The following is a 21,354-nucleotide window of genomic DNA, read 5'->3' on the forward strand; positions in this document are numbered from 1 at the left end:
GTAGAGGGGGGGAGGATGAGAATATGTCGCGTTGTGACCCACTATTACCGCGAAACGTCTCTCCTTGATTTATGTGCCCACAAAAAGAAGGACTGGATTATGACTCGCAGCATTACCCTCGCCCGCACGCTGGCACTCTCGGCACTGGCCACCCTGGTGCTCTCTTCTTCCGCCTTCGCCAAGATCGAGGAAGGCAAACTGGTTATCTGGATCAACGGCGACAAGGGCTATAACGGCCTGGCCGAAGTCGGCAAGAAATTCGAAAAAGACACCGGCATCAAAGTCACCGTCGAGCACCCGGACAAGCTGGAAGAGAAATACCCGCAGGTGGCCGCCACCGGCGACGGCCCTGACATCATCTTCTGGGCCCACGACCGCTTCGGCGGCTATGCGCAGTCCGGCCTGCTGGCCGAAATCCACCCGTCCAAAGCCTTCCAGGACAAGCTGTTCCCGTTCACCTGGGACGCCGTGCGCTATGACGGCAAGCTGATCGGCTACCCGATCGCCGTCGAAGCGCTGTCGCTGATTTATAACAAAGACCTGGTCAAACAGCCGCCGAAGACCTGGGAAGAAATCCCGGCGCTGGACAAACAGCTGCGCGCCAACGGCAAGAGCGCCATCATGTGGAACCTGCAGGAACCCTACTTCACCTGGCCTATCATCGCCGCCGACGGCGGTTATGCCTTCAAGTATGAAAACGGCAAATACAACATCAAGGATGTCGGCGTCGCCAACGCCGGTTCGCAGGCCGGTCTGCAGTTCATCGTCGATCTGGTGAAAAACAAACACATCAACGCCGATACCGACTACTCGATCGCCGAAGCCGCGTTCAACAAAGGCCAGACCGCGATGACCATCAACGGGCCGTGGGCCTGGAACAACATCGAGCAGAGCAAAATCAACTACGGCGTGACGCTGCTGCCGACCTTCAAAGGCAAGCCGTCCAAGCCGTTCGTCGGCGTGCTGACCGCCGGCATCAACGCCGCCAGCCCGAATAAAGAGCTGGCGACCGAGTTCCTCGAGAACTACCTGCTGACCAACGAAGGGCTGGCGGACGTCAACAAAGACAAGCCGCTGGGCGCGGTGGCGCTGAAGTCCTATCAGGAAGCGCTGGCCAAAGATCCGAAGATCGCCGCCACCATGCAGAACTCGCAAAACGGGGAAATCATGCCGAACATCCCGCAGATGAGCGCCTTCTGGTACGCCGAACGCAGCGCGGTGATCAACGCCGTCAGCGGCCGTCAGACGGTGAAAGCCGCGCTGGACGACGTGCAGACCCGTATCACCAAGTAACGACGTCGTGCGGGGTGCCACGGTGCCCCGCCGTTGCTTCACAGAAAGGAACGCCCTATGCAATTCGCTCACGCCGGGACGCCCGCGCGTAAAAAATCGAAGTGGTGGCAAAGCGACGCGCTGAAATGGCTGGTGGTCGGCCTGTTCAGCCTGGTGACCTGCTACCTGATTGTGTTGATGTATGCACAGGGTGAATACCTGTTCGCCATCCTGACGCTGATCCTGGTCAGCGCCGGGCTTTACGTCTTCGCCAACCGCCGCGCCTACGCCTGGCGCTATGTGTATCCCGGCGTCGCCGGCATGGGGCTGTTCGTCCTGTTCCCGCTGATTTGCACCATCGCCATCGCTTTCACCAACTACAGCAGCACCAACCAGCTGACTTTTGAACGCGCGCAATCGGTGCTGATGCAGCGCCAGTTCCAGAGCGGCCAAACCTTTACCTTTGGCCTCTACCCGGCGGAAAACCAGCAGTGGCGCCTGCAGCTGACGCCACCGGACAGTGAACAGCCGCTGATCTCCGAGCCTTTCCGCCTCGACGCCGCCGCGCCGCAAACCCTGAAACTGACGGCGCAGAACGCCGCGCCGCAGGGCGAACGCGCCACGCTGCGGGTGATTACCCAGAACCGGCAGGCGCTGAGCCAGCTGGTGGCGCAACTGCCCGACGGCGGGGAATTGCGCATGAGCTCCCTGCGCCAGTTCTCCGGCACCCGCCCGCTGTATGCGCTGGACAAAGACGGCAGCACGCTGACCAACAACCAGACCCAGGTACGCTACCGGCCAAACGGCGACACCGGCTTCTATCAGGCGATCAACGCCGACGGCGGCTGGGCGCAGGAAACCCTGAGCCCGGGTTATACCGTCACCACCGGCTGGAAAAACTTCCTGCGGGTGCTGCAGGACGAGGGCATTAAGAAACCGTTCGTGTCGATCTTCATCTGGACCATCGTGTTCTCGGTGATGACGGTGATCCTCACCGTGGCGGTCGGCATGGTGCTGGCCTGCGTGGTGCAGTGGGAGGCGCTGAAAGGCAAGGCGATCTACCGCGTGCTGCTGATCCTGCCCTATGCGGTGCCGTCATTCATCTCGATCCTGATCTTCAAAGGCTTGTTCAACCAAAGCTTCGGCGAGATCAACATGATGCTCAGCCATCTATTCGGCATCAAACCGGCCTGGTTCAGCGATCCGCTCACCGCCAAGAGCATGATCCTGATCGTCAACACCTGGCTCGGCTACCCCTACATGATGATCCTGTGCATGGGGCTGCTGAAGGCGATCCCGGACGATCTGTACGAAGCCTCGGCGATGGACGGCGCCAACCCGTGGCAAAACTTCTTCCGCATCACCTTACCGCTGCTGATCAAGCCGCTGACGCCGCTGATGATCGCCAGCTTCGCCTTCAACTTTAACAACTTCGTGCTGATCCAGCTGCTGACCAACGGCGGCCCGGACATGATCGGCACCACCACGCCGGCCGGCTATACCGATCTGCTGGTCAGCTACACCTACCGCATCGCCTTCGAAGGCGGTGGCGGGCAAGACTTCGGGCTGGCGGCCGCCATCGCCACGCTGATCTTCCTGTTGGTGGGCGCGCTGGCGATCCTGAATTTGAAAGCCAGCAAGATGAACTTCGATTAGGGAGAATAACGATGGCCATGGTTCAACCCAAGTCCCAGCGCCTGCGCCTGTGGATCACCCATATTTTGATGCTGTGCTTTATCGCCCTGATCATGTTCCCGCTGCTGATGGTGGTCGCCATCTCGCTGCGCGCCGGCAACTTCGCCACCGGCAGCCTGATACCGGAAACCCTCTCCTGGGATCACTGGCGGCTGGCGCTCGGCTTCAGCGTCACCCACGCCGACGGCAGCGTGACGCCGCCGCCGTTCCCGGTGCTGCTGTGGCTGTGGAACTCCATCAAGATCGCGGCGATCACCGCCATCGGCATCGTGACGCTGTCCACCACCTGCGCCTACGCCTTCGCCCGTATGCGCTTTCGCGGCAAGAGCACGTTGCTGAAAAGCATGCTGATCTTCCAGATGTTCCCGGCAGTGTTGTCGCTGGTGGCGCTGTACGCCCTGTTCGATCGCCTGGGCCAGTACATTCCGTTTATCGGCCTGAACACCCACGGCGGCGTGATCTTCGCCTACATGGGCGGCATCGCGCTGCACGTCTGGACCATCAAGGGCTATTTCGAAACCATCGACAACTCGCTGGAAGAAGCGGCAGCGCTGGACGGCGCCACGCCGTGGCAGGCATTCCGTCTGGTGCTGCTGCCGCTGTCGGTGCCGATTCTGGCGGTGGTGTTCATTCTGTCGTTTATCGCCGCCATCACCGAAGTGCCGGTCGCGTCGCTGCTGCTGCGCGATGTGAACAGCTACACGCTGGCGGTGGGGATGCAGCAATATCTCAACCCGCAGAACTATCTGTGGGGCGACTTCGCCGCCGCCGCGGTGCTGTCAGCGATACCGATTACCGCCGTGTTCCTGCTGGCGCAGCGTTGGCTGGTGGGCGGCCTGACGGCCGGCGGCGTGAAGGGGTAATTTGTGCCACTGCAGTGCGTTTGATGTTTTTCCTTATCTTTTACCCTATGGATTTCAAGTTACAGCTAGGCGACCAGCTCGCTAAGCCCAGGCGCTTACTTCAGTAAGTAACTGGGGTTAGCGAGTGCAGTCAACAACGCTGTCGCTTGAAAGACGACGGGTAATTATATCCTGTGTCTTTGGCGGCCTTTGGCCGCCATTTTTATCGCTACTCCCGTTTCAGCCGGTCGGTATTGGCCAGATAGAGCGTCACCACCAGCACCAATATCGCCGCGGCGTAGATCAGGGTATCGATGGGGTTTTTGTGGTCCACGATAATCAAACGAATAATCGCGGTAATGCCAATGTAAATAAAATAGCGCAACGGGAAATGATAACCCGACTCAAAATACTTGACGATCAAGGCGATAAATTCAAAGTACAGGAAATAAATCACGATACCTTCAATCAACAGGTAAGAAGACGACTCTTCGCTGTTGATAAATAACACCTTCGCCAGATGGATGGTTTCCTTGACCAGAAACACCACCAGAATTGCCGCCAGCAGCAACAAGCCCACGTTCAGCACTCGCTGCAGTCCTTTCGCTATCATTATCGAACGCGACGTTTTTGCCATAAAACCTCTCTCTGAATACCGCTTATATGATTCAACCGTGCCAATATAGGCATTGTCTTAAAAATTATGCCCCGCGCGAAAGCACTTTAAACCCCATTTAATTCATAAAGTTATAATAAGATGTTTCTGGCTTATAGATTTGTAGCAAATCGAAATGTCAACTATCATGGGTCACAGAGATCTTTACATAAAACCAATAACCTCGAATTAACAAGGGAATTCTTTATGCGCGCTAAACTTAACGGACTGGTCGCTGCGGGCCTGTTTACCTGTGCATTGTCCGGCCACGCCGCCGGCCTGGTAGCCCCTGACAACGATCTGCGTAACGATCTCGCCTGGTTGTCTGACCGCGGCGTTATCAACGTCAGCCTGTCCACCTGGCCGCTGAGTCAAGAAGAGATCAGTTCCGTTATCGCGCAGGCCAAGCCGGTGACCAACACTGAGAAAAACGTCATTGACCGCGTACAACGTCGTGTCGATGCCCTGAAAGCCAACATCCGCGTCAGCGGTTACGCGTCGACCGATAAACCCGGCACCCCGCAGGGCTTCGGCCAAAACGAGTACGCCGACGATCGCCTGACCATCGGCGCCGGCGCCAACGGCGAGTTCTGGGACGTGCGTCTGCAGGGCTCGGTGGAAGGCGATCAGCGCGTCAGCGACGGTTCCAAATTCAATATGAACGGCTCCTACGGCGCGGTGAAAATCTGGAATCAGTGGCTCTCCTTCGGCGAGGTTTCCCAGTGGTGGGGACCGGGTTACGACGGCAGCCTGATCCGCTCCGACGCCGCGCGCCCGGTGGCCGGCTTTATGCTGCAGCGCGCCGACCAATCACCGTTTGAAACCCCGTGGCTGTCGTGGATCGGCCGCTGGCAATATCAATTGTCCGCCGGCCAGCTGTCGCAGTACAGTTCTGTACCGCACACCAAACTGATCGGCGGCCGTTTCACCATGATGCCGACTGACTTCCTGGAATTGGGGGCGTCGCGTATCATGATGTGGGGTGGTGAAGGCCGTCCGCAGTCATGGAGCTCGTTCTGGGATGGATTTACCGGCAAAGATAACGATGATTCAGGTAAAGGCAACGATCCGGGCAACCAGCTCGCCGGTTTCGACTTCAAGCTGAAAATGCAGCCGCTGATCGGCCTGCCGGTTAGCCTGTACGGTCAGTTGGTGGGTGAAGATGAGGCGGGCTATCTGCCGTCGCAAAATACCTATCTGCTCGGTCTGGAAGGCCACCCGGAATGGGGCCCGACCACCATCAACTGGTATATCGAAGGGTCAGACACCCGTTCGGATATGAGCCGTAAAAACTATGTGTACACTCACTACACTTACAAAGGCGGCTACTACCAACAGGGTTACCCGCTGGGGCATGCGATGGGCGGCGACGGCCAGATGTTGTCCGGCCGCGTCGAGCTAGTGCTGGACGACAGCCAGCGTTGGAGCACCCGCGTAGTTTACGCCAAGGTGAACCCGCTGAGCCAAAGCATTAACCAGGCCTTCCCGAAATCCGATACGCTGAAGGGCATTCAGGTCGGCTGGGGTTACACCTTCCCGTCTCAGGTTAAGTTTGATACCAGCCTGTGGTACACCGACAACGATCACAGCACCGCCGATGACGTGGGCGCGGGCGTCAGCTTCGAAGTGCCAATCAATCTGTAACTTTCGCAGACGTAAAAAAACCCGCCGCGGCGGGTTTTTTATTGGCTTCAGATCAGGCGATTAGCGCCATTCCTTGAAGCGGTTGATCAGCGCATTGGTCGAGCTGTCGTGACTGCTGATTTTCTCGCTGCCCGCCAGCTCCGGCAGGATGCGGTTAGCCAGCTGTTTGCCCAGCTCCACGCCCCACTGATCGAAGGTGAAGATGTTCAGGATCGCGCCCTGAGTAAAGATCTTGTGCTCGTACAGCGCGATCAGGCTACCCAGGCTGAACGGGGTGATTTCACGCAGCAGGATCGAGTTGGTCGGACGGTTGCCTTCAAACACTTTGAACGGCGCCACGTGTTTAACCTGCTCAGGGGTTTTACCCTGCGCCGCGAACTCCGCCTCCACCACTTCCAGCGACTTGCCGAACGCCAGGGCCTCGGTCTGCGCGAAGAAGTTGGACAGCAGTTTGGCGTGGTGATCGCCCAGCGGGTTATGGCTGATGGCCGGCGCGATGAAATCGCACGGCACCAGCTTGGTGCCCTGGTGGATCAACTGGTAGAACGCATGCTGGCCGTTGGTGCCCGGCTCGCCCCAGATGATAGGGCCGGTCTGGTAATCCACCGGATTGCCGTTGCGGTCGACGTACTTGCCGTTGGATTCCATGTTGCCCTGCTGGAAGTAAGCGGCAAAACGGTGCATGTACTGATCGTACGGCAGAATGGCTTCGGTTTCGGCGCCGAAGAAGTTGTTGTACCAGATACCGATCAGCGCCAACAGCACCGGCAGGTTTTTCTCCGCCGGCGTTTCGGCGAAGTGCTTGTCCATGGCGTGCGCGCCGCTCAGCAACTGCTCGAAGTTGTCGTAACCGATGGACAGCGCAATCGACAGACCGATCGCCGACCACAGGGAGTAACGGCCCCCTACCCAGTCCCAGAACTCGAACATGTTGTCGGTATCGATGCCGAACTCGGCCACCGCTTTGCCGTTGGTGGACAACGCAGCGAAGTGCTTGGCCACGTGCTGTTGATCGGCGGCGCTGCTCAGGAACCAGTCGCGCGCGCTGTGGGCGTTGGTCATGGTTTCCTGAGTAGTGAAGGTTTTGGACGCCACCAGGAACAGCGTAGTTTCCGGATTCAGCGGCTGCAGCGTTTCGGCGATGTGGGTACCGTCAACGTTGGAGACGAAGTGCATGTTCAGGTGGTTTTTATACGGGCGCAGCGCTTCGGTCACCATGTAAGGGCCGAGATCCGAACCGCCGATGCCGATGTTCACCACGTCGGTAATCGGCTTGCCGGTGTAGCCTTTCCACTCGCCGCCGATGACGCGCGCGCAGAACTGTTTGATCTTGGCCAGCACCGCGTTCACTTCCGGCATCACGTCTTTGCCGTCGACCAGGATCGGGCTGTTGCTGCGATTGCGCAGGGCAATATGCAGCACCGCGCGATCTTCGGTGCGGTTGATCTTCTCACCGGCGAACATCGATTTGATGGCGCCTTGCAGATCGGTTTCTTTCGCCAGCGCCTGCAGCTTCTCCAGGGTTTCCTGCGTGATGCGATTCTTGGAATAGTCCACCAACATTTGATCGTTGAAGGTCGCGGAGAACCTGGAGAAACGATCGCTGTCCTCGGCGAACAGGTCGGCGATCCGTACGTCTTTCATCTGTGCATAATGTTGCTGCAGGGCTTGCCAAGCAGCGGTTTGACTAGGATTGATATTTTTCATAGCAACACTCTTAGGCTTGAGAATAAAAATGACGCGTTTGTCCGATTGTAGCCTGTTCGACTGTGATTATGATCGCTTTTCTTGCGATAGGCGCTAACTGTCAACGCATTGCCGCCTCGTTTCAGCTTTCACTCTATACTTTTGGCTAACGGCCTGTTATCGGGGTTGCCGAATTGTCATCAGGCTGTGTCATCGTTACTTATTTCGTCATTTGAAAGGGATCTCGCTTATGGAATTATCCGCCCCGCTTATGTTGGTGCTTATCGGCCTGGCGTCGCTGCTGGCGCAGTGGCTGGCCTGGCTGCTGCGTCTGCCGGCCATTTTGCCGTTGCTGCTGTTCGGCATCGTGCTCGGCCCGACGGTGCATCTGGTGCAGCCGGATCTGCTGTTCGGCGATCTGCTGTTTCCACTGGTGTCGCTGTCGGTGGCGATCATCCTGTTCGAGGGGGCGCTGACGCTGCGCTTCGAGGAGATACGCGGCCTCGGCGGCGTGGTGCGTAATCTGGTCACCGTCGGCATGCTGGTCACCTTTCTGGTCATCAGCCTCGCCAGCTGGTGGTTGCTGGATTTCCCGCCGGAGCTGGCGGCGCTGATCGGCGCGGTGACGGTGGTGACCGGGCCGACGGTGATCGCTCCGCTGATGCGCGTGGTGCGACCGAACGCCAACATTAACCAGGTGTTGCGTTGGGAAGGGATCGTCATCGATCCGGTTGGCGCCATCTTCACCCTGCTGGTGTTCGAGTTCATCGTACTGAAGCAGAATGCGGAGTCCTATACCCACCTGTTTTGGACGCTGGGCGTGACTGCCGCCGTCGGCCTGATCGCCGGCGCGCTGTTCGGCTACCTGCTCGGCCTGGCGCTGCGCCGCGTCTGGCTGCCACGCTACCTGCAGAACCTGGCGGTGCTGGCGATCATGCTGACCGCCTTCGGCGTTTCCAACGCCATCGCCGACGAATCCGGCCTGTTGACCGTCACGGTGATGGGCATCTGGCTGGCCAACATGCGCGACGTCGATACCAGCGATATTCTGGCGTTCAAAGAAGAACTGTCGGCGATCCTGATCTCGGCGCTGTTCATCATTCTGGCGGCGCGGCTCGACATCCAGGCGCTGTGGAACATGGGCTGGCCGCTGCTGCTGCTGCTGCTGGCGGTGCAGTTTATCGCCCGGCCGCTGTGCATCGCGGTCTCGACCTGGCGCTCTTCCCTGCATTGGCGCGATCGGCTGCTGCTGTGCTGGATCGCCCCGCGCGGCATCGTGGCCGCGGCGGTCAGCTCGCTGTTCGCGCTGACGCTGCAGCGCAGCGGCTATCAGGGCGCCGACCGGCTGGTGACCGTGGTGTTCGCCATCATCATCGGTACCGTGGTGTTGCAAAGCCTGACCAGCGGCATGATGGCGCGCTGGCTGCGGGTGCAGCAGCAAAAGCCGCGCGGCGTACTGATCGTCGGCGCCAACAGCGTGGCGCGCATGCTGGCGCAGGCGCTGATCAAGCTGAACGTGCCGGTGATCGTCACCGACAGCAGTTGGGAATACTACCGTCAGGCGCGTATGGACGGCATTCCGGCCTATTATGGCCACGCCTACTCCGAACACGCCGAGAACTACCTCGATCTGAGCAATATCGCCCAGGTGTTGGCGCTGTCGCCCAATCGCCACCAGAACGCGCTGGCGGTCTACCACTTCGGCCATCTCTTCGGCGAGGATCACGTGTTTGCCATCCGTTCGGGGGCGCCGCTGAAAGGGCGCGGCGCCAGCGCGGAAAGTTCGCGTTTCCGCCGGCATGAAATTTTATTTAATCAGGAAGCCACCTACGGCCGCCTGAGCAGCCTGCTCGCCAGGGGGGCCACCATCAAAGCGACCAAATTGAACGAAAATTTCGGTTGGCTGGAGTATTTGGAGAAACATCAGGGCGTTATCCCGCTATTCAGCCAAAAGGAAGACGGTTCTCTGCAACCGATTGGCGCCGGTTCCACGCCCGCGATGCCCTGTACGCTTATCGCGCTGGTACAAGATGAAAATCCCTCACCGTCCGTACGTTGACAGAATGGCAATAACCGGCTATTCCTAACAGCCTACTTGCGCACCCGGTGCGCAAGCCAGAAGAGGCGCGTCGCCCAGGTAGAGTGTCAGAGGAGCCGTTTCTCCGTTGACGGCACCCGAGGGGGAGCGACGCCGAGGTACGATAATGGCCGGCCATTATCGTATCGACTACAGGGGCTGAATCCCCTGGGTTGTCACCAGGGGATCGCCCACAGGGCGATCGACAAGGTGGGGCGCTTCTGGGTGTATCGTAGCCTGACCTCTACGCCTGCCCCCTGTTTACCGCTCTCCCCTTGTGCCAAGGCTATGGAATTACAGTGCCCCCAAACGGGCATCCCTGACACGAGGTTTCTACATGAACCAAGCAGTACCCCAAAATTCCACCGTGGTAGCCAAGTTCGGCGGCACCAGCGTCGCCGACTTTGAAGCCATGAACCGCAGCGCCGACGTCGTGCTGGCCAACCCGCAGGTCCGCCTGGTGGTGTTGTCCGCCTCGGCGGGCGTCACCAACCTGTTGGTCGCCCTGGCCGAAGGCTGCGAGGCCGACAAGCGCAACTACCAGCTTGATGAAATTCGTCGCATCCAGTACGCCATCCTCGATCGCCTCGCGGCGCCTGCGGTGATCCGCGACGAGATAGACCGCCTGCTGGAAAACATCGCCATGCTGTCGGAGGCCGCGTCGCTGGCCACCTCGACGGCGTTGACCGACGAGCTGGTCAGCCATGGGGAGCTGATGTCCACCCTGCTGTTCGTGGAAATCCTGCGCGCCCGCAACGTGCAGGCCGAATGGTTCGACGTGCGTAAAGTGATGCGCACCGACGATCACTTTGGCCGCGCCGTGCCGGACAGCGCCGCGCTCAGCGAACTGGCCCGATCGCAGTTGCAGCCACGCCTGCAGGAAGCGCTGGTGGTCACCCAGGGCTTTATCGGCAGCGAGCCGAAAGGCCGCACTACCACGCTCGGCCGCGGCGGCAGCGACTATACCGCCGCGCTGCTCGGCGAGGCGCTCGGCGTTGGCCGGGTAGATATCTGGACCGACGTGCCGGGCATCTACACCACCGATCCGCGCGTGGTGCCGGCGGCCAAGCGCATCGACAAAATCGGTTTCGAAGAGGCGGCGGAAATGGCCACCTTCGGCGCCAAAGTGCTGCATCCGGCCACCCTGCTGCCGGCGGTGCGCAGCGACATTCCAGTGTTCGTCGGCTCCAGCAAGGATCCGGCGGCCGGCGGCACGCTGGTGTGCAACACCACCGAGAATCCGCCGCTGTTCCGCGCGCTGGCGCTGCGCCGCAAGCAAACGCTGCTGACGCTGCACAGCCTGAACATGTTGCACGCGCGCGGTTTCCTGGCCGAGGTGTTCAACATTCTGGCGCGCCACAACATCTCCGTCGATCTGATCACCACTTCGGAAGTCAGCATCGCGCTGACCATGGACACCACCGGCGCCACCTCCGTCGGCGGCAGCCTGCTGACCACCTCACTGCTGACCGAACTGTCGTCGCTGTGCCGGGTGGAAGTGGAAGAAAACCTGGCGCTGGTGGCGATCATCGGTAACCAGCTGTCGCGCGCCTGCGGCGTGGGCAAAGAGGTGTTCGGCGTGCTCGATCCGTTCAATATCCGCCTGATCTGCTACGGCGCCAGCAGCTATAACCTGTGCTTCCTAGTGCCGGGCGAAGAAGCCGAACAGGTGGTGCGTACCCTGCATCACAACCTGTTCGAATAAGTCATTATCCCTGATTGCGGGCGCAGCATGCTGCGCCCCTGCGTCTAAAAAATCCGTTCAAAACCTGCAGGGGTTCAGCCTGCTGAACCCGCAAAAAACACAACCACACCCATCGTTCTCAATCTGGCTAAGGAAAACCTGCATGTTGGCTCTACTCACGCGTCTCTTCCCCCTGTGGGCGATACTGCTGTCCGTCGCCGCCTATTACACCCCGACCACCTTTACCGGCATCGGCCCCTACGTCAGCCCGCTGCTGATGCTGATCATGTTCGCCATGGGCGTCACGCTGCGACTGGACGACTTCAAACGCGTGCTGGCGCGCCCCGGCCCGGTGGCGGCCGGCATCTTCCTGCACTATCTGATCATGCCGCTGGCGGCCTGGATCCTGGCGATGCTGTTTCGCATGCCGCCGGATCTGTCCGCCGGCATGGTGCTGGTGGGCAGCGTGGCCAGCGGCACCGCCTCCAACGTGATGATCTATCTGGCCAAGGGCGACGTGGCGCTGTCGGTGACCATCTCGGCGGTCTCAACGCTGGTGGGGGTGTTCGCCACGCCGCTGCTGACCCGCCTGTACGTCGACGCCGAGATCAGCGTCGATATCATGGGCATGCTGTTAAGCATTCTGCAGATCGTGGTGATCCCGATCGGCCTGGGCCTGATCGTCCACCATACCCTGACCAAAACGGTGAAGCGCATCGAGCCGCTGCTGCCGGCGCTGTCGATGGTGTGCATTCTGGCCATCATCAGCGCGGTGGTGGCGGGCAGCCAAAGCCATATCGCCTCGGTCGGTCTGGTGGTGATCGTCGCGGTGATCCTGCACAACGGCATCGGCCTGCTGAGCGGCTACTGGGGCGGCAAACTGTTCGGCTTCGACGAGTCCACCTGCCGCACGCTGGCGATCGAAGTCGGGATGCAGAACTCCGGGCTGGCAGCCACGTTGGGCAAAATCTATTTCTCGCCGCTGGCCGCGCTGCCGGGCGCGCTGTTCTCGGTCTGGCACAACCTCTCCGGTTCGCTGCTGGCAGGGTATTGGTCCGGCCGCCCTATCAAGAAAAAATAAACCGCCTGTCGGGACGCAAACAATTGCGTCCCGTTTCTTCCCTGCGAAATTTCGTATTTCCCACTGGTCGGATTGTCATAATTTCCCTCATCCCCTATCATCCGTGAAAAATAAAAATTCAGATTCTTCCTATCCATGCCGATAATGTTGGCAAGAGGAAGAGACGTTCTACTTTTTTTAATTAATTAAGTCACCAGGGTTGCCCGCCATAAAAGAAGCAGCCTAATTATTATTTAGATATATACCCACCGTCTTATTTGCTGCGGCAAATCAAGATACCTCGCAATGTGCATGTCGCTCATTATTTCGGGCCGGCCCTCGGCCGCCCGTGGTTAACCTCATGGATTGGGCTGGCTGCCCCGGCGGCCTCTCATAATGGATTACAATGATAAAAAAAATCACCGCCTTGACGCTGTTGGTCAGCACGGCCCTTTCCGCCGAAACCCTGCCGGATGCCCACATGATGCGGGATATGTCGATGGGCGAGTCGCGCCGCGCGCTGCAAGACAGCACGCGTGAAGTCAACCAGTTGATTGAGCAACGCCGTTACCAGCAGCTGAAGCAGCAACGCCTGCTGGCGGAGCCGGAGCCGGCCGCGCCCGCCCTGCCGCAGTCCGCGCAGTGCCTGCCGATCGCCGGCGTTTATCTGCAGGGCGTCACCCTGCTCTCGCCGAGCGATTTATCCGCCCTGAGCGCGTTGCCGGAACAGTGCATCAGCAGCAACGATATCAATCGCCTGATCCGTGAATTAACGCGTCTTTATGTGCAAAAGGGCTATATCACCGCGCGCGTGCAAATTGTTCGCCCTAATTCACAAGGAGAATTGGGGTTAAGCGTCACCGAAGGATTTATCGAGAAAATAGAAGGCGGCGATCGCTGGGTCAACAGTCGTTTATTATTTCCGGGGCTGGAAGGCAAGCCGTTGAAATTAACCGAACTCGACCAGGGATTGGATCAGGCCAACCGTTTGCAATCGAATACCACCAAGCTGGATATATTGCCCGGCCATCAGGTTGGCGGTTCGGTTATTCGTTTGCGCAACCAGCATGCCAAGCCCTGGCTGATTACCGCCGGCACGGATAATTACGGCCAAAAAAGCACCGGCCAGTGGCTGGCACGTGCCACCGCCACGCTGGACAGCCCGTTCGGCCTGTCGGACTTCGTCAGCCTGAACGCCAACAGCACGCTGGAAAACCCGGCTCACCGCTATAATCGCGCCTATACCCTGCTCTATTCGCTGCCGTACGGCGCGTTCACCTTCAGCGGGTTCGCCAGCTTCTCGTCCTATGAGAACCACCAGCAGCTGCCGCACAACGTGGTCAAACTGCACGGCCAGACCCAACAGTACGGTCTGCGCAGCGACTACGTGTTTTACCGCGATCACGATCAGATAGACAGCCTGAGCGGACAGCTGACCTACAAGCGCATCGATAACTACTTCGAAAGCGTGCGCCTCGAGGTCAGCAGCCCCACGCTGACCCTGGCCGAGCTGAGCGCCAGCCACCTGCAGATTCTGCCCAACGGGGTGTTCAGCGCCAACCTCAGCGTCGAACAGGGCCTGCCATGGCTGGGCGCCGATCGCCACCCGAGCTCGGTGCACCTCGACAGCCAGTTCACCAAAGGCAAGCTGTTCGCCAACCTCAGCCAGCGTCTCAAGCTGGGTGACGCCACCTATCAGCTCAACAACCTGTTCTATGGCCAGTACAGCCGCGACCCGCTGCCCGGCGTGGAGTGGCTGAGCCTCACCGATCGCAGCGCCGTACGCGGCTTCAGCCGCAGCACCCAGTCCGGCGACAACGGCTGGTATTTGCAGAATACGCTGTCGCGCAGCTTCAATTTAGGCGCCGCCACGCTGACGCCGCGCCTTGGCGCCGACGTCGGCCGCATTTTGCCGCGTCAGGATAACTCGGGCTGGCGCAGCAGCGCCGGGCTGAGCAGCGGCGCCACGTTACGCTACCGCCAGGCGCTGGTCGATCTGGAGGTCAGCCGCGGCTGGATCTTGTCGAACCACGCCACGCCCGAGGATCCCGTTCAGGTGCTGGCGCGCTTTTCTTACACCTTTTAATCAGCAGTTTTGCAGGACCCCACGGCAATATACGGAGAGACATGGATGAAAAATAATAACTTCAGACTTTCGGCGGCAGGCAAACTGGCCGCCGCGCTGGCGATAATTCTCGCCGCTTCCACCGGCGCCTACGCCGGAGAGATCGTCACGGCCAACGGCGCCAACGGCCCCGGCGTTTCCACCGCCGCGACCGGCGCCCAGGTGGTCGACATCGTCGCGCCGAACGGCAGCGGGCTGTCGCATAACCAATACCAGGACTTCAACGTCAACCAACCCGGCGCGGTGCTGAACAACTCCCGCGAGGCGGGGCTGTCGCAGCTGGCCGGGCAACTGGGTGCCAACCCGAATCTGGGCGGACGCGAAGCCAGTGTGATCCTTAATGAAGTGATCGGCCGCAACCCGTCGCTGCTGCACGGCCAGCAAGAGATCTTCGGCATGGCGGCCGACTACGTGCTGGCCAACCCGAACGGCATCAGCTGCCAGGGCTGCGGGTTCATCAACACCAGCCGCTCCTCGCTGGTGGTCGGCAACCCGCTGGTGGAAAACGGCCTGTTGCAGGGCTACAGCACCCTGGGCAACCGCAATACCCTGAGCCTCAACGGCACCCTGAACGCCAGCGGCGTGCTGGATCTGATCGCACCGAAGATAGACAGCCGCGGCGACGTGATCGTACAAGACTTCACCCACCGCAACGGCAAAGTGACGCCGGCGGCGATCAACGCCATCAGCGGCCTTAACCGCGTGGCGCGCGACGGCAAGGTGCTGGCCAGCGAACAGCCGACGACCGCGCTGGACAGCTACTACCTCGGCAGCATGCAGGCCGGGCGCATCAACATCATCAACACCGCGCAAGGCAGCGGCGTGAAGCTGGCCGGCACGCTGGCTGCCGGCGACGAACTCAAGGTGAAAGCCTACGATATTCGCAGCGAAAGCCGCGTCGACGACGCCAGCAGCAACAAAAACGGCGGCGATAACTATCAAAATTACCGTGGCGGCATCTACGTCAACGATCGCAGCAGCAGCCAGAAGCTGACCCGCACCGAGCTGAAAGGCAAGAACATCAGCCTGGTGGCGGATAACCACGCGCACCTCACCGCCACCGATATTCGCGGCGAAGACATCACCCTGCAGGGCGGCAAGCTGACGCTCGACGGCCAGCAGTTGAAGCAAACTCAAGGTCACACCGACGACCGCTGGTTCTATTCCTGGCAATACGACGTCACCCGCGAACGCGAGCAACTGCAGCAGGCGGGCAGCACCGTCGCCGCCAGCGGCAACGCCAAACTCGTCAGTACTCGGGAAGACGTGAACCTGTTGGGCGCCAGCGTCAGCGCCGACCGGGCGTTGAGCGTCAAAGCGGCTCGCGATGTGCACCTCGCCGGGCTGGTGGAGAAAGATAAGTCCAGCGAACGCGGCTATCAGCGCAACCACACCTCCAGCCTGCGCACCGGCAGTTGGAGCAGCAGCGACGAAAGCGAAAGCCTGAAGGCCAGTGAACTGCGCAGCCAGGGCGAACTGACGGTGAAAGCTGGCCGCAATGTCTCGACTCAGGGTGCCAAGGTCCACGCCCAGCGCGATCTGACGATCGACGCAGATAACCAAATCCAGGTCGGGGTGCAGAAAACCGCCAACGCCAAAGCGGTGCGCGATAACAAAACCTCCTGGGGCGGCATCGGCGGCGGCGACAACAAGAACAACAGCAATCGCCGCGAAGTCAGCCACGCTTCCGAATTGACCAGCGGCGGCACCCTGCGCCTGAACGGTCAGCAAGGCGTCACCATTACCGGCAGCAAGGCGCGCGGCCAGAAAGGCGGCGAAGTCACCGCCACCCACGGCGGCCTGCGCATCGACAACGCGCTGAGCACCACCGTGGACAAAATCGACGCGCGTACCGGCACCGCCTTCAACATCACCAGCAGTTCGCACAAGGCCGATAACAGTTATCAGAGCAGCACCGCCAGCGAGCTGAAGTCCGACACCAACCTGAAGCTGGTCAGCCGTAAGGACACCGACGTGATCGGCAGCCAGGTCGCCAGCGGCGGCGAGCTGAGCGTCACGTCGCAGACCGGCAATATCAACGTCAAGGCCGCCGAGCAGCAGCAGAACATCGACGAGCAGAAAACCGCGCTCACCGTCAACGGCTACGCCAAAGAAGCCGGCGACAAGCAATACCGCGCCGGTTTACGCATCGAACACACCCGCGACAGCGAGAAAACCACCCGCACCGAGAACCGCGGCGCCACCCTCAGCGGCGGCAGCGTGAAGCTCGACGCGGATAAGGACGTGACCTTCAGCGGATCCAAATTGGTCGCCGACAAAGGCGACGCCAGCGTCAGCGGCAATAAGGTTTCGTTCCTGGCGGCGGACGACAAAACCACCTCGAATACCGAGCAGACCAAGGTCGGCGGTGGTTTCTACTACACCGGCGGCATCGACAAGCTCGGCAGCGGTGTGGAGGCCGGCTACGAGAACAGCAAAACACAGGCGCAGAGCAGCAAGGCCGTCACCTCCGGCAGCGACGTCAAAGGCAACCTGACTGTCAACGCCCGTGACAAGCTGACCCAGCAAGGTGCGCAGCACAGCGTCGGCGGCACCTATCAAGAAAACGCCGCGGACGTCGATCACCTGGCCGCTGCCGACACCACCAGCAGCAACACTACCAAAACCGACGTCGGCGTGAACATCGGTGCCAACGTCGATTACAGCGCCGTGACCCGTCCGGTCGAGCGTGCGGTCGGCAAGGCGGCCAAGCTGGACGCCACCGGCGTCATCAACGACATCGGCGGCATCGGCGCGCCTAACGTCGGCCTGGATATCGGCGCACAGGGCGGCAGCAGCGAAAAACGCAGCAGCAGCTCGCAGGCGGTCGTCAGCTCGGTGAAAGCCGGCAGCATCGACATCAACGCCAAAGGCAAAGTGCGCGATCAGGGCACGCAATATCAAGCCAACAAAGGCGCGGTCACGCTGACGGCGGACAGCCACCGCAGCGAAGCTGCGACAAATCGTCAGGAAGAGCAGAGCCGCGATACCCGCGGCAGCGCCGGCGTGCGCGTCTACACCTCCACCGGCAGCGATCTGACCGTGGACGCCAAGGGCGAAGGCGGCACCCAGCGCAGCAACAGCAGCGCCAGCCAGGCGGTGACCGGCTCGATCGACGCGGCCAACGGCATCAACGTCAACGTGAAAAAAGACGCGGTCTATCAGGGCACCGCGCTGAACGGCGGCAGCGGTAAAACCGCCGTCAACGCCGGCGGCGATATCCGCCTTGATCAGGCCAGCGACAAGCAGAGCGAAAGCCACAGCGGCTTTAACGTCAAAGCCTCCGCCAAGGGCGGTTTCACCGCCGACAGTAAAAACTTCGGCGCCGGGTTCGGCGGCGGCACCCACAACGGCGAAAGCAGCAGCAGCACCGCGCAGGTCGGCAACGTTAGTGGCCAACAGGGCGTTGAGCTGAAGGCGGGCCGCGATCTGACGCTGCAGGGCACCAACGTCAAGAGCCAGGGCGACGTCAGCCTGAGCGCGGGTAACAAGGTCGCACTGCAGGCGGCGGAATCGACCCAAACGCGTAAGGAAAGCAAGCTGTCCGGCAATATCGATCTGGGCGCCGGCAGCAGCGACAGCAAGGAAAAAACCGGCGGCAACCTCTCCGCCGGCGGCGCCTTCGACATCGCCAAGGTGAATGAGTCCACAACCGAGCGTCAGGGCGCCACTATCGCCTCAGACGGCAAGGTCACCCTGTCCGCCAACGGCAAAGGCGATGACGCACTGCATCTGCAGGGGGCCAAAGTCAGCGGCGGCAGCGCCGCGCTCGAGGCGAAAAACGGCGGCATCCTGCTGGAGTCCGCCAAAAACGAGCAGCATAAGGACAACTGGAGCCTGGGCATCAAAGCCAACGCCAAAGGCGGCCAAACCTTCAACAAGGACGCCGGCGGCAAGGTCGACCCGAACACCGGCAAAGATACCCACACGCTGGGTGCCGGTCTGAAGGTCGGCGTGGAACAACAGGATAAAACCACCCACGCCAACACCGGCATCACCGCGGGCGACGTGGCGATCAACAGCGGCAAAGACACCCGTCTCGCCGGCGCGCGTGTCGATGCCGACAGCGTACAAGGCAAGGTGGGCGGCAATCTGCACGTTGAAAGCCGCAAAGACGTTGAGAACGCGGTGAAGGTCGATGTGGATGCCGGCCTGAGCCACAGCAACGATCCGGGCAGCAGCATCACCTCCAAGCTGTCGAAGGTCGGCACACCACGTTACGCCGGTAAGGTGAAAGAGAAACTGGAGGCCGGAGTGAACAAAGTGGCCGACGCCACCACCGACAAGTACAACAGCGTGGCGCGTCGCCTCGATCCGCAGCAGGACACCACCGGCGCGGTCAGCTTCAGCAAGGCCGAAGGCAAAGTCACGCTGCCGGCAACGCCGACCGGCGAAAAACCGCAAGGCCCGCTGTGGGATCGCGGCGCACGCACCGTCGGCGGCGCGGTGAAAGACAGCATCACCGGTCCGGCCGGTCGCCAGGGGCACCTCAAGGTCAATGCCGACGTGGTGAACAACAACGCGGTCGGCGAGCAATCGGCGATCACCGGTAAGAACGGCGTGGCGCTGCAGGTCGGCGGCCAAACCCAACTGACCGGCGGCGAGATCCGCAGCCAGCAAGGCAAGGTGGAACTGGGCGGTAGCCAGGTCAGCCAGCAGGACGTCAACGGCCAACGCTATCAGGGCGGCGGCCGCGTCGATGCGGCGGCCACGGTTGGCGGCCTGGCCGCCGGTGCGGCGAAACAGGGCGTTGACGGCAACGTGCCGTTCGTCAGCGGCCATGCCTCAACAAAACAGGCGGATGCCAAAGCCGGCGTGTTCAGCGGCAAATAACGCGCCTTTCCTGCACAACGCCCCCGGTTAAAACCGGGGGCGTTTTTTTACAGCGTGCTCGGGGTGTCTTCCCAGTCGCGATCGTCGTCCTTGGCATCCTGATCCAACACGTTGTAAGCCACCGCGCAGAACAGCGAGTTCAGGCGCTTCATGTCCCCCAACAATCCCAAATGCAACGAACTGGTCTCGATGCTCTGCACGTTTTGCTGGTGCAAACGATCGACGTGCGCGTGCGCGTAGCGGCGATCCAGAATGCGGAAGCGGTGCTTGGAACGGCGCAGGCGTTTGGCGCTGGTGACGTCGCCGGACAGGAACACCGACAGCCCCAGGCGCAGGTTGCCGATCAGCCGTTCGTGCAGCCCGTCCAGCTCCGCCAACCCTTCCGCCGAGAAGGCGCGGCGCGCGGCGTGCGACTTGGCGCCCACGTCGCCGGCCATGCGCTCGATGATGTCGCCCGCCTGTTCCAGGTTGAGCGCCATTTCGATGATCTCCGCCCAGCGGCGCGAGTCTTCCTCGCCCAGATCTTCCTTCTGGATCTGCGCCAGATACAGCTTGATGGCGGTGTACAGCACGTCGACGTCATCGTCGAGGCGCCGCACCTCTTTATCGACCCCCTGCTTACCGTGCAGCACTTCACGTTGCAGGATCATCATGTGTTCCACCACGTCGCCCATGCGCAGCGTTTCGCGCGCCGCATTGGCCAGCGCCAGCGTCGGCGTGTCCAGCGCGCTGGCGTCCAGATGGCGCGGCCGCATGCGCGGATCGTCGGCCGCTTCGTCGACGATCAGCCGCTCGCACAGCGTCGCCATCGGCCCGGCCAGTGGGATCATCACCAGGCAGCGGATCAGGTTGTAGAACACGTGGAAATAGATCACCAGCTCTTCGCTGCCGCCCGGCAGCTGAGCCATCAAATCCGCCAGATAGGAGACGAACGGCAGCACCAGTATGCAGCCCACCAGCTTGAACAGCAGGCTGCCGAGCGCTACGCGCCGCCCGGCGGCGTTCTGCCCGCTGGCGTTGATCATCGCCAGCAGGCCGCTGCCGAGGTTGGCGCCGATCACCAGACAGAGCGCCACCTTCAGAGAAATCACGCCGGTGGCGGTCAGGGTGGCGGTCAGCAGCACCGCCGCCAGGCTGGAATAGCTGACGATGGCGAACAGCGCGCCGGTCAGGGCGTCCAGCATCACGTCGCCGGTCAGCGACGAGAACAGCACTTTCACCCCGGCCGCCTGGGTGATCGGCGTGGCGGCGGCGACGATCAGCTCCAGCGCCAGCACGATCAGCCCAAGGCCGATCAGGACGCGTCCGATCTGGCCGATCCGCATTTGCTTGCGGCTGAGGAACAGGAAGACGCCGACCAGGATCAGCAGCGGCGACAGCCAGGAAAGATCGAAGGTCAGCACGCGCGCCATCAGCGCGGTGCCGACGTCGGCGCCCAGCATGATCACCAGCGCAGGCGCCAGCCCCACCAGCCCCTGCGCGACGAAAGAGGTCACCAGCAGCGCGGTGGCGTTGCTGCTTTGCACCAGCGCGGTCACGCCGATGCCGGAAACGAACGCCAGCGGCTTTTTCTCAACGCTGTCGCTCAACACGCGCCGCAGATTGGCGCCGTAAACCCGCATGATCCCGGTGCGCACGATGTGGGTACCCCACACCAACAGCGCCACGGACGAAAGCAGGTGAAGAAGGGTCAGCACGGAAGATACGCTCCATTAACGCCCGGCCAAAGGAGGCTGATACCCGATGCTTGTCACGCGACGCAGAGAGGCGAGCCAAAGGAT

12 protein-coding genes and 1 riboswitch are annotated in these 21,354 nt (G+C 61.0%); of the genes, 9 read left to right on the plus strand and 3 right to left on the minus strand.

The genetic code is table 11. The features are described 5' to 3' along the window. Window positions 1-99: 99 nt before the first annotated feature. From malE to malG, 3 genes are read left to right on the plus strand one after another with little or no spacing between them, the layout of a single operon-like run. A complete protein-coding gene (gene malE / locus ACMGGW_RS20670) occupies window positions 100-1,293 on the plus strand; it encodes a maltose/maltodextrin ABC transporter substrate-binding protein MalE (RefSeq protein WP_025304464.1) in 1,194 nt (397 codons plus the stop codon). Between the two features lie 57 nt (window positions 1,294-1,350). Further along, window positions 1,351-2,928, plus strand: coding sequence for a maltose ABC transporter permease MalF (malF, locus tag ACMGGW_RS20675; protein WP_025304465.1), 1,578 nt, complete (start codon window positions 1,351-1,353; stop codon window positions 2,926-2,928). 11 nt (window positions 2,929-2,939) lie between these two features. Beyond that, entirely contained in the window at window positions 2,940-3,830 is an 891-nt protein-coding gene (gene malG, locus ACMGGW_RS20680) for a maltose ABC transporter permease MalG (RefSeq protein ID WP_025304466.1), read from the plus strand. Window positions 3,831-4,038: 208 nt separating this feature from the next. On the opposite strand, the gene psiE is transcribed toward malG, so the two are convergent. Continuing rightward, complete coding sequence (psiE, locus tag ACMGGW_RS20685) at window positions 4,039-4,446, minus strand: phosphate-starvation-inducible protein PsiE (protein ID WP_015379238.1); 408 nt, start codon at window positions 4,444-4,446, stop codon at window positions 4,039-4,041. 225 nt (window positions 4,447-4,671) lie between these two features. Between psiE and ACMGGW_RS20690 the strand changes: the two genes are divergently transcribed. Then, window positions 4,672-6,108 carry a capsule assembly Wzi family protein gene (locus ACMGGW_RS20690; RefSeq protein ID WP_025304467.1) on the plus strand — a complete coding sequence of 479 codons (1,437 nt, stop codon included), beginning with the start codon at window positions 4,672-4,674 and terminating at the stop codon, window positions 6,106-6,108. Between the two features lie 60 nt (window positions 6,109-6,168). Here the strand turns inward: ACMGGW_RS20690 and pgi are convergent, their stop codons facing one another. Then, entirely contained in the window at window positions 6,169-7,815 is a 1,647-nt protein-coding gene (gene pgi / locus ACMGGW_RS20695; protein ID WP_004936690.1) for a glucose-6-phosphate isomerase, read from the minus strand. Between the two features lie 229 nt (window positions 7,816-8,044). On the opposite strand from pgi, the gene ACMGGW_RS20700 reads away from it, so the two are divergent. The 5 genes from ACMGGW_RS20700 (at window position 8,045) to ACMGGW_RS20720 (ending at window position 19,573) form a co-directional block, all read left to right on the plus strand. Next, window positions 8,045-9,853, plus strand: a complete 1,809-nt coding sequence (locus tag ACMGGW_RS20700; protein ID WP_004936687.1) for a cation:proton antiporter — start codon at window positions 8,045-8,047, stop codon at window positions 9,851-9,853. Between the two features lie 52 nt (window positions 9,854-9,905). Next, a riboswitch (Lysine riboswitch) is annotated at window positions 9,906-10,100 on the plus strand. 108 nt (window positions 10,101-10,208) lie between these two features. Then, complete coding sequence (gene lysC, locus ACMGGW_RS20705) at window positions 10,209-11,576, plus strand: lysine-sensitive aspartokinase 3 (RefSeq protein ID WP_197832226.1); 1,368 nt, start codon at window positions 10,209-10,211, stop codon at window positions 11,574-11,576. A gap of 142 nt (window positions 11,577-11,718) precedes the next feature. Beyond that, entirely contained in the window at window positions 11,719-12,636 is a 918-nt protein-coding gene (panS, locus tag ACMGGW_RS20710; protein ID WP_025304471.1) for a ketopantoate/pantoate/pantothenate transporter PanS, read from the plus strand. A gap of 385 nt (window positions 12,637-13,021) precedes the next feature. After that, window positions 13,022-14,701, plus strand: a complete 1,680-nt coding sequence (locus ACMGGW_RS20715) for a ShlB/FhaC/HecB family hemolysin secretion/activation protein (RefSeq protein ID WP_127146297.1) — start codon at window positions 13,022-13,024, stop codon at window positions 14,699-14,701. Between the two features lie 45 nt (window positions 14,702-14,746). Continuing rightward, on the plus strand, window positions 14,747-19,573 hold the full coding sequence (locus ACMGGW_RS20720; protein ID WP_197825106.1) for a hemagglutinin repeat-containing protein: 4,827 nt from the start codon (window positions 14,747-14,749) through the stop codon (window positions 19,571-19,573). 47 nt (window positions 19,574-19,620) lie between these two features. On the opposite strand, the gene ACMGGW_RS20725 is transcribed toward ACMGGW_RS20720, so the two are convergent. Further along, a complete protein-coding gene (locus tag ACMGGW_RS20725; RefSeq protein ID WP_016930295.1) occupies window positions 19,621-21,270 on the minus strand; it encodes a Na/Pi cotransporter family protein in 1,650 nt (549 codons plus the stop codon). Window positions 21,271-21,354 lie beyond the last annotated feature (84 nt).

The organism is Serratia sp. BNK-4 (assembly GCF_048685115.1).
GTDB lineage: Bacteria > Pseudomonadota > Gammaproteobacteria > Enterobacterales > Enterobacteriaceae > Serratia > Serratia bockelmannii.

Excerpts from the sequence above, each read along its gene's own strand:
- malE (WP_025304464.1), top strand. The coding sequence starts at position 100 with ATGACTCGCAGCATTACCCTCGCCCGCACGCTGGCACTCTCGGCACTG.
- malF (WP_025304465.1), top strand. The coding sequence starts at position 1,351 with ATGCAATTCGCTCACGCCGGGACGCCCGCGCGTAAAAAATCGAAGTGG.
- malG (WP_025304466.1), top strand. The coding sequence starts at position 2,940 with ATGGCCATGGTTCAACCCAAGTCCCAGCGCCTGCGCCTGTGGATCACC.
- psiE (WP_015379238.1), bottom strand. The coding sequence starts at position 4,446 with ATGGCAAAAACGTCGCGTTCGATAATGATAGCGAAAGGACTGCAGCGA.
- ACMGGW_RS20690 (WP_025304467.1), top strand. The coding sequence starts at position 4,672 with ATGCGCGCTAAACTTAACGGACTGGTCGCTGCGGGCCTGTTTACCTGT.
- pgi (WP_004936690.1), bottom strand. The coding sequence starts at position 7,815 with ATGAAAAATATCAATCCTAGTCAAACCGCTGCTTGGCAAGCCCTGCAG.
- ACMGGW_RS20700 (WP_004936687.1), top strand. The coding sequence starts at position 8,045 with ATGGAATTATCCGCCCCGCTTATGTTGGTGCTTATCGGCCTGGCGTCG.
- lysC (WP_197832226.1), top strand. The coding sequence starts at position 10,209 with ATGAACCAAGCAGTACCCCAAAATTCCACCGTGGTAGCCAAGTTCGGC.
- panS (WP_025304471.1), top strand. The coding sequence starts at position 11,719 with ATGTTGGCTCTACTCACGCGTCTCTTCCCCCTGTGGGCGATACTGCTG.
- ACMGGW_RS20715 (WP_127146297.1), top strand. The coding sequence starts at position 13,022 with ATGATAAAAAAAATCACCGCCTTGACGCTGTTGGTCAGCACGGCCCTT.
- ACMGGW_RS20720 (WP_197825106.1), top strand. The coding sequence starts at position 14,747 with ATGAAAAATAATAACTTCAGACTTTCGGCGGCAGGCAAACTGGCCGCC.